This window comes from Streptomyces roseolus, assembly GCF_014649855.1.
Classification (GTDB): domain Bacteria; phylum Actinomycetota; class Actinomycetes; order Streptomycetales; family Streptomycetaceae; genus Streptomyces; species Streptomyces roseolus.
Window position 1 is genome coordinate 41,400 of record NZ_BMTV01000032.1, and the last position, 14,803, is coordinate 56,202.

The 14,803-nt window shown below is 70.9% G+C and carries 8 protein-coding genes; 6 read left to right on the plus strand and 2 right to left on the minus strand.

Annotation, left to right across the window (positions count from 1 at the left end):
- Nucleotides 1-168: 168 nt before the first annotated feature.
- Nucleotides 169-3,012: a transglycosylase domain-containing protein gene (locus tag IE245_RS30510; RefSeq protein WP_189953447.1), complete on the minus strand. Its 2,844-nt coding sequence runs from the start codon at nucleotides 3,010-3,012 to the stop codon at nucleotides 169-171.
- A gap of 382 nt (nucleotides 3,013-3,394) precedes the next feature.
- Here IE245_RS30510 and IE245_RS30515 point away from each other — a divergent pair, with 382 nt between their 5' ends.
- From IE245_RS30515 to IE245_RS30525, 3 genes are all read left to right on the plus strand, one after another.
- Nucleotides 3,395-4,069: a PadR family transcriptional regulator gene (locus IE245_RS30515; protein ID WP_189953449.1), complete on the plus strand. Its 675-nt coding sequence runs from the start codon at nucleotides 3,395-3,397 to the stop codon at nucleotides 4,067-4,069.
- A 48-nt stretch (nucleotides 4,070-4,117) separates the two neighbouring features.
- Complete coding sequence (locus IE245_RS30520) at nucleotides 4,118-5,200, plus strand: inositol-3-phosphate synthase (RefSeq protein WP_189953451.1); 1,083 nt, start codon at nucleotides 4,118-4,120, stop codon at nucleotides 5,198-5,200.
- A gap of 84 nt (nucleotides 5,201-5,284) precedes the next feature.
- On the plus strand, nucleotides 5,285-6,544 hold the full coding sequence (locus IE245_RS30525) for an MFS transporter (protein WP_189953453.1): 1,260 nt from the start codon (nucleotides 5,285-5,287) through the stop codon (nucleotides 6,542-6,544).
- A gap of 53 nt (nucleotides 6,545-6,597) precedes the next feature.
- Here IE245_RS30525 and IE245_RS30530 read toward each other — a convergent pair whose 3' ends face one another.
- Nucleotides 6,598-8,040 (minus strand): CCA tRNA nucleotidyltransferase, encoded by a 1,443-nt coding sequence (locus tag IE245_RS30530; protein ID WP_189953456.1) that lies wholly within the window; start codon nucleotides 8,038-8,040, stop codon nucleotides 6,598-6,600.
- Between the two features lie 234 nt (nucleotides 8,041-8,274).
- On the opposite strand from IE245_RS30530, the gene IE245_RS30535 reads away from it, so the two are divergent.
- The 3 genes from IE245_RS30535 (at nucleotide 8,275) to IE245_RS30545 (ending at nucleotide 14,787) form a co-directional block, all read left to right on the plus strand.
- The gene (locus IE245_RS30535) at nucleotides 8,275-10,653 is read left to right on the plus strand and encodes a DUF6049 family protein (protein WP_189953458.1); all 2,379 of its coding nucleotides are present in this window, start codon (nucleotides 8,275-8,277) and stop codon (nucleotides 10,651-10,653) included.
- Nucleotides 10,654-10,698: 45 nt separating this feature from the next.
- A complete protein-coding gene (gene murJ, locus IE245_RS30540) occupies nucleotides 10,699-12,978 on the plus strand; it encodes a murein biosynthesis integral membrane protein MurJ (protein ID WP_189953460.1) in 2,280 nt (759 codons plus the stop codon).
- Nucleotides 12,979-13,095: 117 nt separating this feature from the next.
- The gene (locus IE245_RS30545) at nucleotides 13,096-14,787 is read left to right on the plus strand and encodes a protein kinase family protein (protein WP_189953462.1); all 1,692 of its coding nucleotides are present in this window, start codon (nucleotides 13,096-13,098) and stop codon (nucleotides 14,785-14,787) included.
- Nucleotides 14,788-14,803: the final 16 nt, after the last annotated feature.

Sequence of the window (14,803 nt, forward strand, 5' to 3'; positions counted from 1 at the left end):
GCCGTACGCCCCCGGGAATCCGGCCGTGCCCGGGGCGATGACGCGGAGGGCCGCCGCGCTCCGCCCCGTACCGCGTGGGTACGGGGCGGGCGCGACGGCCCTCGCCGCGCCGGTCGTCCGGCGGGTCGTCCCGGCCGGTCGCCCGGCGGGTCCTCCGAGTCGGACGCCTCAGTCGAAGAAGCCCCCGGTGGAGCTGTCGGTCGGGTCTCCGCCGCTGCCGCCGTTGTTCCCGTTGCCCCCGTTGCCGGGACCCGCCGGGTCCGTCGTAGTGTTCGTCGGGGTCGGCGCCGTGCTGCCGGTCGGTGTCGGCGGAGTGGATCCGCCGTCGCCGCCGCCCGTGTCGTTGCAGTCCCAGCTGTCCCAGATGCTGCAGGTGGTCTTGCCGGGCTTCGGCTCCTTGGTCGTCGGACGGCCGCTGTCGGTGGGCATCGCCGGGGGAGTCGTCGTCGGGGGGGCGGTGGTGGCCGTCTCGGTCGGCGTGGGCGTCGCGGTCGGCGTCGGGGTGGCCGTCGGCTTGGGCGTGGCGCCGCCGCCGTAGACCGCCTTGGCGTCCGCGAGCTTCTCCGGCTTCGGGAACTTCTCGACGGGCAGGTCGGCCACGGCGTCCGTCATGTAGTCGTTCCAGATCTGGGACGGGAAGGACGAACCGTGGATCGACTTCTGGCCGCCCGTGCCGTACATCTCCAGGAACTCGCGGCCTTCCTTGGTCTCGTCGTCGTCGAAGCGGTACATGTCGATCGCCGTCGCGAGCTGCGGGGTGTAGCCGACGAACCAGGCCGACATGTTGTCGTCGGTGGTACCGGTCTTGCCGGCCACGTCGCGGCCGGGGATGGCCGCGTTGTTGCCGGTGCCGTCCTCGTCCTCGACGACGCTGCGGAGCACGTCGGTGACGTTGGAGGAGATGGCCGAGGAGAACGCCTGCTCGGACTTGCCCTCGTGCTTGAAGATGACCCGGCCGCCCTTGACCACCTTGGTGACCGAGTACGGCTCGTTGCGCACGCCCTGGTTGGCGAAGGTGGAGTAGGCGCCGGCCATCCGGATCGCGCTGGGGCTGGAGATGCCGAGCGAGAAGGACGGGACCTCACCCTTGACCAGGGAGTCAGGACGCAGACCGGCCTCGACGGCCGCCTCACGGACCTTGTCGATGCCGACGTCCATGCCCAGCTGTACGAAGGGGGAGTTGGCGGAGACGATCATCGCCCGGCGCAGGCTGATATTGCCGTAGCTCCGGTCGCCCTCGTTGTCCTGCTCCCACTCGTTCCCGTTCTCGTCGTGCCAGATCTCGCCGTTGTACTTGCGGACCTTGAGGTCGTCCTTGCCGCTGTAGCGGCTCTTGTCGGGGTCGACCAGGGTGCGCGTGGAGGGGCCCTGGTCCGCGGGGCCCTCCGGGTCGCGCACGCCGTCCTTCATCGCGGCGGCGAGCACGAACGGCTTGAACGTCGAACCGACCTGGGCACCGGTGGTGTCGGCGTTGTTGGTGTAGTGCTTGGTGGCGTCCTGGCCACCGTAGATCGCGACGATGGCGCCGGTCTTGACGTCGACGGAGGCGCCGCCGAACTCGACGTGGGTGTCGTCCTTCGGGCGCTTCTTCTCGTCGATGTACTCGTCGTAGACCTTCTTGACCGAGTCCGACATCGCGTCCACCTTCTTCTTGTCGAAGGTGGTGTGGATCTCGTACCCGCCGAGGTTCAGGGCCTCTTCGCTGATGTCGTACTTGCTGCGGAAGTTGGCCTTGGCGGTGGCGACCAGGTAGCCGATCTGGCCGCTGAGCTGCGCGTCCGTCTTCCGCTTCTGGATCTTCGGCAGGGTCGTGTACTTCGCCCGCTCCTCCGCCGCGATCTTCCCGTCCTTGACCATCTCGTCGAGGATCCAGGACCAGCGCTCGGTGAGGCGCGCCAGGTTCTTCTCGGCGGTGGCGTTGGGGTCGTACTCGGGGTATCCGGCCGGGTCGTAGTACGTCGCGCCCTTCAGCACGGCGGCGAGCACCGCCGACTCGGAGGCGTTGAGGTCCTTGGAGTCCTTCTCGAAGTACGCGCGGGAGGCCGCCTGGATGCCGTAGGCGTTGCGGCCGTAGTAGGCGGTGTTGAGGTAGCCGGCCAGGATGTCGTTCTTCTCCAGGTCGTTGCCGACCTTGATGGAGATGAAGAGTTCCTTCACCTTCCGGGAGAGCGACTGGGTCTGGTCGTTGAGCAGGCCGTTCTTCACGTACTGCTGGGTGATGGTCGAGCCGCCCTGGGTCTCGCCGCCCTTCGCCATGTTCCACACGGCGCGGCCGATGCCCATGGGGTCGACGCCCCAGTCGTCCCGGAAGGTCTTGTTCTCGGCCGAGATCACGGCCTCCTGCATGACCTTCGGGATCTGGTCGATGCCGACGATCTGGCGGTTCGCGCCGGCGCCGGTGGCGACCATCCGCGAGCCGTCGCTCCAGTAGTAGATGTTGTTCTGGGAGGTCGCGGCCTCGGCCACGTTGGGGACGACCACCTGGGTGTACGCGAAGACGGAGACGCCCATGAGGAGGCCCACGAAGAGCAGGAACGCGCCCGTGACGAGCTTCCAGGACGGCATCCAGCGACGCCAGCCGTCCTTGTCGTGCCGCGGGTAGTCGATCAGCCGCTTCTTGCCCGGCGGACGGCCGCCCGGGCCGCCGCCGCGTCCGCCGCCACCGCCTCCTCCGCCCCGGCGGCCACCGCCGCCGGGACCGTTCGGTCCGCCGGGGCCGGCCGCGGGCGCGCGCCGGCGGCCGCCGCGCTGGGCGGCCCGGCGGGCCTCCGCGCGGCCGCCGTACGGACGTGCCTCCTCCCCGGGGGAGGAGGGCGCCCCGTGGGAACCGGACGGCCCGTACGGGGCGGACGACCCGTACGGGGCCGGCGATCCGTACGGGGGCGTCCCGCCACCGGGGTTCTGGGCCGGGGCCGACCTGCGGCCGGCCGGCTGCTGGGCGGCGCGTCGTGCCGCCGCGCGGCCGCCCGTCGGCGGCTCCTGCGACGGCATCCTGCGACGGTGCTCGCTCATCGAACGACTACTCCTCGGGCAGGCGCGTACGCCTGGAAGCGGCAGTTGAGTTCCGGTCCCCCCGAAATGCGTACGACCGGAGCCCATCGGAGGCCCCTTTCGTACCGCAGCCGGTCACCCGCTGCACTGACGCCCCAGCGCGGCTCCTGGTTCCCGGTGGTGTGCATGCCGCACAGACTACGCACGGCCAAAACCCCTCTTGCACCGGAGTTCACCCCAAATCAGGCAAGTCGCACGCTGTGAATTGACGATGTGACGCCGGTCACCACACCCCCACTTGTCGGACCTCTCGGGCCGTTCTATCGTGCTGATGTATCGAGTCGATACATCAGCACGGCATAAGTGTTTCGGACACCGACCGCAGAGCGGAGGAGGGCGACGGATGAGCAGACGCTCCGGCATCCTCGAATTCGCCGTTCTCGGCCTGCTGCGCGAAGCCCCGATGCACGGGTACGAGCTGCGCAAGCGCCTCAACACCTCGCTCGGCATCTTCCGAGCGTTCAGCTACGGGACGCTTTACCCCTGCCTCAAGACGCTGGTCGCCAACGGCTGGTTGATCGAGGAGCCGGGCAGCGCCCCCGAGGAGGCGCTCGCCTCGTCACTCGCAGGACGCCGGGCCAAGATCGTCTACCGGTTGACGCCCGAAGGGAAGGAGCACTTCGAGGAGCTCCTCTCCCACACCGGCCCGGACACCTGGGAGGACGAGCACTTCGCCGCCCGCTTCGCGTTTTTCGGCCAGACCGAGCGCGAGGTGCGGATGCGGGTCCTCGAAGGCCGCCGCAGCCGGCTGGAGGAGCGCCTGGAGAAGATGCGCGCCTCGCTGGCCCGGACGCGCGAGCGACTCGACGACTACACGCTTGAGCTCCAGCGCCACGGAATGGAGTCCGTGGAGCGCGAAGTGCGCTGGCTGAACGAGCTCATCGAGAGCGAGCGGGCGGGACGCGACCAGCGGCCCGGCACCGACGCTCCGCACGACAACGATTCTGGAGAGACGGGCGGCCTGCCCCGGCACGGGGGCAGTACCCGGCCGGATCCGTCCGATGACACCACCAAGTGAAGCCCTGCTTCAGCAGGGCTTCCACGATCACAACAGGGAGCAACCGGAATGGGTTCGGTTCGCGTAGCCATCGTCGGCGTGGGCAACTGCGCCGCCTCGCTGGTGCAGGGCGTCGAGTACTACAAGGACGCCGACCCGGCGACCAAGGTGCCCGGTCTGATGCACGTCCAGTTCGGCGACTACCACGTCGGTGACGTCGAGTTCGTCGCCGCCTTCGACGTCGACGCGAAGAAGGTCGGCCTGGACCTCGCGGACGCCATCGGCGCCAGCGAGAACAACACCATCAAGATCTGCGACGTGCCCGCCTCCGGCGTCACCGTCCAGCGCGGCCACACCCTCGACGGTCTCGGCAAGTACTACCGCCAGACCATCGAGGAGTCCGCCGAGGCGCCGGTCGACGTCGTCCAGATCCTCAAGGACCGCCAGGTCGACGTCCTCGTCTGCTACCTGCCCGTCGGTTCCGAGGAAGCGGCGAAGTTCTACGCCCAGTGCGCCATCGACGCCAAGGTCGCCTTCGTCAACGCCCTCCCGGTCTTCATCGCCGGCACCAAGGAGTGGGCCGACAAGTTCACCGAGGCCGGTGTCCCGATCGTCGGCGACGACATCAAGTCCCAGGTGGGCGCCACCATCACGCACCGCGTGATGGCCAAGCTCTTCGAGGACCGCGGTGTCCGTCTCGAGCGCACCATGCAGCTCAACGTCGGCGGCAACATGGACTTCAAGAACATGCTCGAGCGCGAGCGCCTGGAGTCCAAGAAGATCTCCAAGACGCAGGCCGTCACCTCGCAGATCCCCGACCGCGAGCTGGGCGACAAGAACGTCCACATCGGCCCGTCGGACTACGTGGCCTGGCTGGACGACCGCAAGTGGGCGTACGTCCGCCTCGAGGGCCGCGCCTTCGGTGACGTCCCGCTGAACCTCGAGTACAAGCTCGAGGTCTGGGACTCCCCGAACTCCGCGGGTGTCATCATCGACGCCCTGCGTGCCGCGAAGATCGCCAAGGACCGCGGCATCGGCGGCCCGATCCTCTCCGCGTCGAGCTACTTCATGAAGTCCCCGCCGGTCCAGTACTTCGACGACGAGGCCCTGGCCAACGTCGAGAAGTTCATCAAGGGCGAGGTCGAGCGCTGACCCTCCGAGGTCCGATGCGTCTCACCTGACGAGGGTCCCCGCGGCACTGCCCGGGGACCCTCGCCGTATGTGAGTCTTGCTGCCATGTCCGTCGCACGTGATCTGCGCGTACTGCTGCGCCTGCGGGACTTCCGGCGCCTGCTCGCCGTCCGGCTGCTCTCCCAGTGCGCGGACGGGGTCTACCAGGTCGCCCTGGCCACGTACGTCGTCTTCTCCCCCGAGAAGCAGGCGACCCCCGCCGCCATCGCCTCCGCCATGGCCGTGCTGCTGCTCCCGTACTCCCTCGTCGGCCCCTTCGCCGGCGTCCTCCTCGACCGCTGGCAGCGCCGCCAGGTCTTCCTCTACGGGAACCTGCTCCGTGCCCTGCTCGCCGGCGGGACCGCCGTGCTGATCCTCGCCCCGGTCCCCGACTGGCTCTTCTACGCCTCCGCCCTCTCCGTCACGGCCGTCAACCGCTTCGTGCTCGCCGGGCTCTCGGCCGCCCTGCCCCGGGTCGTCGACGAGGAACGGCTGGTCGTGGCCAACTCGCTCTCGCCCACCGCCGGCACCCTCGCCGCCACCGTCGGCGGCGGGCTCGCCTTCGGCGTCCGGCTGCTGGCCGACGGGTCCGACGCCGCCGTGGTCACCTTCGGTGCCGTGCTGTACCTCTGCGCCGCCCTCGCCTCCCTGCGGATCGCCCGGGCACTGCTCGGTCCCGACCCGGACCAGGTGCCGGACCGGCTCTCCACGGCCATCGCCTCCACCGCCCGGGGCCTCGCCGCCGGACTGCGCCATCTCGCCGCACGCCGACGGGCCGCCCGGGCGCTCACCGCCGTCGGGCTGATGCGCTTCTGCTACGGCGCCCTGCTCGTGACCGTGCTGATGCTCTGCCGGTACGCCTGGAGCACCACCGAGTCCGAGGGGCTCGGACTCCTGGGGATCGCCGTCGCCGCCTCGGGCGCCGGTTTCTTCGCCGCCGCCGTCCTCTCGCCCTGGGCGGTGGGACGGTTCGGGCCCTTCGGCTGGATGAGGCTCTGCTCGGCCGCGGCCGCCGTCCTCGTCCCGGCGCTCGCCGTGTCCTTCAGGCCGACACCGTTCCTCGTCGCCGCCTTCGTCCTGGGGTTCATCACCCAGGGAGCGAAGATCGCGACCGACACCGTGGTGCAGACGAGCGTGGACGACGCCTACCGCGGCCGGGTCTTCTCCCTCTACGACGTGCTCTTCAACGTCGCCTTCGTTGCGGCGGCCGGGGTCTCCGCCCTGATGCTGCCGCCCGACGGCCGCTCACCGCTGCTGATCGTGCTGGTGGCCGGCGGATACGCGGGCATCACACTGCTCCTGCGCGGGGCCGGCCGGGAACGGTGACGTTTCACGTGAAACACCGTCCAGGGTGTTTCACGTGAAACATGGGCGCGGGCTCAGTCGCGCGCGGCCCACCACTCCTTGAGCGCGGCGACGGCCTGCTCGTACTCCATCGGACCGTTCTCCAGGCGCAGCTCCAGGAGGAACTTGTACGCCTGGCCGACGGCGGGGCCCGGCTTGATCTCCAGGATCTCCTGGATCTGGTTGCCGTCGAGGTCGGGCCGGATCGAGTCCAGCTCCTCCTGTTCCTGGAGCTGGGCGATGCGCTCCTCCAGGCCGTCATAGGCCCGGGAGAGCGCCGACGCCTTGCGCTTGTTGCGCGTGGTGCAGTCCGAGCGGGTCAGCTTGTGGAGCCGCGAGAGCAGCGGCCCGGCGTCGCGGACATAGCGGCGCACGGCCGAGTCGGTCCACTCGCCCGTGCCGTAACCGTGGAAGCGCAGGTGCAGCTCCACGAGCCGCGAGACGTCCTTGACCAGTTCGTTCGAGTACTTCAGCGCGGTCATGCGCTTCTTGGTCATCTTCGCGCCCACCACCTCGTGGTGGTGGAAGGAGACCCGGCCGTCCTTCTCGAAGCGGCGGGTACGCGGCTTGCCGATGTCGTGGAGGAGCGCGGCGAGACGGAGCACCAGGTCCGGACCGTCCTCCTCCAGGTCGATCGCCTGGTCGAGGACGGTCAGGGAGTGCTCGTACACGTCCTTGTGCCGGTGGTGCTCATCGCTCTCCAGGCGCAGCGCGGGCAGCTCAGGGAGGACGTGGGCGGCGAGGCCGGTGTCGACGAGCAGGCCGAGGCCCTTCCGCGGGTGGGCGGAGAGCAGCAGCTTGTTCAGCTCGTCCCGGACACGCTCGGCGGAGACGATCTCGATCCGGTCGGCCATCTCCGTCATCGCGGTGACGACCTCGGGGGCGACCTCGAAGTCGAGCTGGGCCGCGAAGCGGGCCGCCCGCATCATGCGCAGCGGGTCGTCGGAGAAGGACTCCTCGGGCGTGCCCGGGGTCCGCAGGACCCGGGCGGCGAGGTCCTCCAGGCCGCCGTGCGGGTCGATGAACTCCTTCTCGGGGAGGGCCACGGCCATCGCGTTGACGGTGAAGTCACGGCGGACGAGGTCCTGGTCGATGGAGTCGCCGTAGGAGACCTCGGGCTTGCGGGAGGTGCGGTCGTACGCCTCGGAGCGGTACGTCGTGACCTCGATCTGGTAGCCGTCCTTCTGCGAGCCGACGGTGCCGAAGGCGATCCCGACCTCCCAGACGGCGTCGGCCCAGGGGCGGACGATCTTCAGGACGTCCTCGGGGCGGGCGTCCGTGGTGAAGTCCAGGTCGTTGCCGAGCCGGCCGAGGAGGGCGTCCCGTACCGAGCCGCCGACCAGGGCGAGGCGGAATCCGGCCTCCTGGAAGCGGCGGGCGAGGTCGTCGGCGACAGGGGCCACGCGCAGCAGTTCGCTGACGGCGCGGCGCTGCACCTGGCTCAGCTCGGTCGAGGTGTCTTCGTTGGCGTTCGGCACAACAGAAAAGGGTACGTGCCCCGCTCCGCCCCAGCGCCCCCGTTTTCCCGTGGCCGCCCCGTCCGGGCGGGAGCCGTCTGTGAGCTTCTTGTGAAAAGGGCCTCGTCCGGCGTCATCGGCTGGAGGACTCCCCGGCACTCGGCCCCTCCATGCCTCGTTACCATGCCTGGACACAGCAACCGGGAACCACTGGCATCACGGGCACCACCGACAACGACGAGGACGGGCGAACGCGTGGCTGAGGCGGCAGCTTTCCAGGGAACCGGTCCCTCACCCGCCCGCCGGTGGCTGCGGCGCACCCTCACCGTAGCCGTCGGGGCACCCCTCCTCGCCGGTCTGCTCCAGAATCCCTCGGCGGCCGGGACCGCCGAGGAGGCCCCGGCCTCCCGGACGGTCGATGTGTCCATCGACACGCTGACGCCGAGCGCCCCGGTCGAAGGGGACACCGTCACCGTCACCGGCACGCTGACCAACCGCGGCAAGCGGACCATCACCGACGCGACGGTGAACCTGCGGGTCGGTCCGCGGATGGACAGCCGCAGCGAGATCGACCAGGTCGCCCGCCGCAAGGGCTTCCGTTCCGACAGCGACCCCCAGCCGCTGGACTCCCCCGAGATCAAGGTCGCGCGCCTGGCCGCCGGCGTCCCCCAGGACTTCCGGATCTCCGTGCCCGTCGCCGATCTGGACCTCGGCGACGAGGGCGGCGTGTACCAGCTGGGCGTCTCCCTCACCGGACAGACCTCGGACGCGAAGTGGGACCGCGTCCTCGGCATCGAGCGGACCTTCCTGCCGTACCAGCCCGAGCCGACCGCCAAGCGGACCCAGCTCACCTATCTCTGGCCGCTGATCTCCTCGGCCCACGTCTCGGCCGACACCGCCGCGGACGACCAGCAGACGCCTGTCTTCCAGGACGACGAGCTCGTCGAGGAGCTGCGACCCGGCGGCCGGCTCGACCAGATGGTCACCCTGGGCAAGGACCTCCCGGTCACCTGGGTGATCGATCCGGACCTGCTGGCCTCCGTCGACGCCATGGCCAACGGCTACCGGGTCAAGGACGGCACCGGGCACATCGCGGGCACCGAGGCGAACCGCAAGCTGGCCGAGCGCTGGCTCGGCGAGCTGGAGAAGGCCGTGCGGGGCCGCAAGGTCGTCGCGCTGCCCTTCGCCGACCCCGACCTGGCTTCCCTCGCCCACCGCGGCAAGGCCGTGCCCGGCTCCCTCGGGCACCTCCAGTCGGCGACGGCGCTGGCCGGGTCGACCGTGGAGACGGTCCTCCACGTCCAGCCGGCCACCGACTTCGCCTGGCCCGTCGAGGGCGCCGTCGATCCCTCGATCATGGCGGTCGCGACCTCGGCCGGCGCCCGCAAGGTGATCGCCCGCAGCGACAGCATCCGGGACGACGACCTCTCCTACACCCCCACGGCGGCCCGCCCCATCGGCGGCGGCGCCACGGCGGTGGTGAGCGACGCGGAACTCTCGACCGCCTTCCAGGGCGACATGGTCCGCGCCGAGACGTCGACGCTCGCCGTCCAGGAGTTCCTGGCGCAGACCCTCGCGATCACCCTGGAACAGCCGCAGGACCGGCGCAGCGTCGTCGTCGCCCCGCAGCGGCAGCCGAGCGTGTCCCAGGCCCAGGCGATGGCGGCCGCCGTGCGCGGGCTCGGCGCCAAGCGCTGGACCGAGCCGGTCGACCTGGTCGCCGCGGCGGCGGCCAAGCCCGACCCCGACGCCTCCACGAGGGTGCCGCGCGCCTCGCAGTACCCGAAGAAGCTCCGTGACGGCGAGCTGCCGGTGGACGCCTTCCGGGACATGAAGACCACGGGTGACGAGCTGAGCGACTTCAAGGTCATCCTCAGCAGGCAGGACCGGGTCGTGCCGCCGGTGCTCGCCGCGATCAACCGCGAGATGTCCACCTCCTGGCGCGGGCGGACCACCGCGGCGGCGATCTACCGCGTCGACGTCCAGGACGTCCTCCGACGCCTCACCAAGAGCGTGGTGCTCGTCGACAAGTCCGCCCTGACCCTGTCGGGCCGCAGCGCCACCATCCCCGTCACGGTGCAGAACAAGCTCCTCCAGGACGTGCAGGGGCTCGTCCTGCGGCTGACCTCCAGCAACGGCACCCGGCTGAAGGTCGACGGAGAGACCTCGGCCGACCTGCCCCTCACGGTCCGCGCCGGGCACAGCCAGTCGGTGAAGTTCCCCGCCTCGGCCAACGCCAACGGCCAGGTCTCGATGACCGCCCAGCTGTACACGGTGGACGGCACGCCCTACGGCTCCCCGATGACCTTCTCCGTGAAGGTCTCGGAGATGACCCCGACGGTGATGCTGGTCATCGCCGGCGGTGTGCTGCTCCTCGTCCTCGCCGGCGTCCGCATGTACAGCCAGCGCAAGCGCCTCGCCGCCCGCGCCGCCGACGCCGACGCCGAAACCGGAACCGAAGCCGAAACCGGCGCACCGATCGCGGGCGGGCCGGCGGCCGGTACCGAGACCGCGAGCGAAGCCGGGGCCACGAGCGCCACGGCGGACCGAGCCGGGCAGCCGAGTGACCCGGACGCGGACACCGGCTCCGAAAGCGGCGACCCGTCGGGCCCGGGTGAGAAAGTGGACCGTTGAGCGATGTCGTGGCCGGTCGGCCGGGGACGATGAGGTGGGGTAACCATGAACGCGCCGTACGACGGTGACCGCGGCCAGGGAGCGGGCGGCGCCGCACCGTCCGGCGGCATGCCCGTTCCCCCCGTCGGGCCGGACGGGCAGCCGCTCCCGCAGGGGCAGCACCCCGGGTACCCGCCACAGGTCCCGTACGCGCAGGAGCCCTACGGCGCGCAGCCGCAGGACCCGTCCGCGTACCCCGGACAGCCCGGGCACCCCCACTCCGAGAACCCCTACGCCCAGGACCCCTACGTCCAGGACGCCTACGCCCACGACCCGTACCGGGCGCGCGACCTGTCCGCGCAGGACCCGGTGGGCGAGGCGCTCTACGACCGCGCCGCCCACCCGCCGCCCCCGCCGGGCACGTACCAGGACCCGCAGGCGCTCTACCAGCAGCCGGCCGCGCCCCAGCACGCCCCGGACCCGCGGGTATGGGCCCAGACCCCGGCGCCCGAGCCCGACGGCCCGTCCCGCCACCTCCCCTACGGCGACGACGCCCGCACGGTGCAGTTCACCGGCGTCGACGACCTGGTGACCCGGGCGAGCGAGGACGAGCGGCCCGAGCAGGACGCCTTCGCCCACCTCTACCGGGACCAGCAGGGCCAGGTGCCCGCCCCCGCCGCGGAACCCGACCCGCTGCCCGCCCCGCCGAAGAAGGGCGGCCGTGCCTCCGGGCTGCTGAAGTCGAGCGCCGTGATGGCCGCCGGCACCCTCGTCTCCCGGCTCACCGGCTTCGTCCGCTCGCTGGTCATCACCGGCGCCCTCGGTGCCGCGCTGCTCGGCGACACCTTCACCATCGCGTACACCCTGCCGACGATGATCTACATCCTCACCGTCGGCGGCGGGCTCAACTCGGTCTTCGTGCCGCAGCTGGTCCGCTCGATGAAGAACGACGAGGACGGCGGCGAGGCCTACGCCAACCGCCTGCTGACCCTCGTCATGGTGGCCCTCGGCCTGATCGTGGTCGCGGCGGTCTTCGCGGCACCCGTCCTGATCCGGCTGATGTCGAACACCATCGCCGACGACGCCGCCGCCAACAGCGTCGCGGTGACCTTCGCCCGCTACTGCCTGCCCACCATCTTCTTCATGGGCGTGCACGTGGTGATGGGCCAGATCCTCAACGCCCGCGGCAAGTTCGGCGCGATGATGTGGACCCCGGTCCTCAACAACATCGTCATGATCGTCACTTTCGGCCTGTTCATCTGGGTCTACGGCACCTCCGCCGAGTCCCACATGGGTGTGCAGACCATCCCCGACGAGGGCATCCGCCTCCTCGGCATCGGCACCCTGCTCGGCCTCGTCGTCCAGGCGCTCGCGATGATCCCCTACCTGCGCGAGACGGGCTTCCGCTTCCGGCCCCGGTTCGACTGGAAGGGCCACGGCCTCGGCAAGACGGTCAAGCTCGCCAAGTGGACCGTCCTCTTCGTCCTCGCCAACCAGGCGGGCGTCCTGGTCGTCACCCAGCTCGCCACCGCGGCCGGCGAGGAGTCCGGCAAGAACGGCGCCGGCTTCCTCGCCTACTCCAACGCCCAGCTGATCTGGGGCATGCCGCAGGCCATCATCACGGTCTCCGTCATGGCCGCCCTGCTGCCCCGGATCTCCCGCGCCGCCAGCGACGACGACCCGGGCGCCGTCCGCGACGACATCTCCCAGGGTCTGCGCAACTCCGCGGTCGCCATCGTCCCGGTCTCCTTCGCCTTCCTGGCCCTCGGCGTCCCGATGTGCACCCTGCTGTACGCCTCCAGCGGCGTCCAGGCCGCCCAGGGCATGGGCTTCATCCTGATGGCCTTCGGCCTCGGCCTGATCCCCTACTCCGTGCAGTACGTCGTCCTCCGCGGCTTCTACGCCTACGAGGACACCCGCACCCCCTTCTACAACACGGTCATCGTCGCGGCCGTCAACGCGGCGGCCTCCGCCCTCTGTTACGTCCTGCTCCCCGCCCAGTGGGCCGTCGTCGGCATGGCCGCCTCCTACGGCCTCGCCTACGCCGTCGGCGTCGGCATCGCCTGGCGACGGCTGCGCAACCGTCTCGGCGGCGACCTGGACGGCGCCCACGTGATGCGCACCTACGCCCGCCTCTGCATGGCCTCCCTGCCGGCCGCGGTCCTGTCCGGGGCCGTCGGCTTCGGTCTGCTGAAGCTGCTCGGCGAGGGCGCCCTCGGTTCGCTGGTCGCTCTCGTCGTCGGCGGTGCGGTGCTCCTCGGGGTCTTCTTCGTCGCCGCGCGCCGCATGCGGATCACCGAACTGAACACCCTCGTCGGCATGGTGCGGGGCCGTCTCGGACGCTGATCCCGTCCTCCGGGACAACCTTCGGGGGGACCCGTGTGTCGTGCATGGCGTCCGACTGTGGGCACAATTGGCTTGGCTGTTGGATGTGGCGCAACGGATGGGGAGGCAGGAACGACGGTGGCGGAACGTAGCACGGCTGCCGTCGACGTGGCCGACAACAGCGGTGACGACCCGCTGACCGCGCAGGCGGACACGGCCGCGACCGACGGGGTGGCGGAAGAACGGAAGACGTCGGAGGCGCCCTCAGCGGCCCCCGAGCAGAAGGCGGTCGAACGGAAGAACGGCGAACAGCCCTCCCTCGCTCCACCCGAGTTGCACAGCGGTCACAAGCTGGCCCGGCGCTACCGGCTGGAGGAGTGCGTCACCCGTTTGGACGGCTTCAGCAGCTGGCGTGCCGTCGACGAGAAGCTGCGGCGGGCCGTCGGCGTGCACCTGCTGCCGGCCGACCATCCCCGCGCCCGCTCCGTCCTGGCCGCCGCCCGCTCGGCGGCCCTCCTCGGCGACCCCCGGTTCGTCCAGGTCCTCGACGCGGTCGAGGAGAACGACCTCGTCTACGTCGTCCACGAGTGGCTTCCCGACGCCACCGAGCTGACCGCACTCCTCGCGGACGGTCCGCTCCAGGCCCACGAGGCCTACCAGCTCGTCTCCCAGGTCTCCCAGGCCATGGCCGCCGCGCACCGCGAGGGCCTGGCTCACCTGCGCCTCACGCCGAGCGCCGTCCTGCGCAGCTCCACCGGCCAGTACCGCATCCGCGGCCTCGCCGTGAACGCCGCCCTGCGCGGCATCACCGCCGACCGCCCCCAGCGCACCGACACCGAGGCCATCGGCGCCCTCCTCTACGCGGCACTCACCCAGCGCTGGCCGTACGAGAGCGACGCCCACGGCCTCTCCGGCCTCCCCAAGGGCGTCGGCCTGATCCCGCCGGACCAGGTCCGCGCCGGCGTCCACCGGGGCCTCTCCGAGATCGCCATGCGCGCCCTCGCCAACGACGGGGCCACGGCGTCCCGTCAGGAGCCGCCCTGCACCACGCCGGACGAACTCGCCAAGGCCGTCGCCGCGATGCCCCGCGTCAAGCCGCCGGAGCCGGAGTTCCCCGCTCCCGCCGAGTACCAGCGCACCACGTACCAGCAGGGCACCTACGGGCGCCCCCAGCCGCGCCCCGTGGTCACCCAGCCCGTCCCGGTCCCGCCGGCCCCGCTGGAGAGCCGCACGGGCAAGGCACTGAAGTGGGCCGTCGGCGCCCTCCTCATCGCGGCCCTGGGCCTGGGCAGCTGGCAGATCGCCGACCGGCTCCTCAAGCCGGAGCCCAAGGAGGAGACGCCGGTCGTCCAGCCCACGACCGACGAGAAGCCCCCACCGCCGAAGCCGATCACGATCCAGTCGGCGGACGACTTCGACCCGCTCCCCGGGGGCAACGGCGAGGAGTACCCGGAGGCGGTGAAGAACGCCTACGACGGCGATCCGGGCACCGTCTGGCACACCAAGAACTACACCACCACGCACTTCGGCAATCTGAAGCCCGGCGTCGGGATCGTGCTCGACCTGGGCTCGGAGCAGAAGCTCAGCTCGGTCGACCTGTCGTTCGTGGGACGCACCTCGGTCGAGATCCGTACCGCACCCGAGGGCGCCTCCTCGGCACCGTCCACCGCCGACGGGTTCACCACCCAGGTCTCCGACGCCGGCGACGACCTGAAGCTGAAGCTCCCCAAGCCGGTCACGACCCGCTACGTTCTGGTCTGGCTGACGGAGCTGCCTCTCACCGACGGCCAGATCCGCGGCCAACTGTCCGAAGTCAAGGTCATGGGCTGACGACCACAGGGGAGGG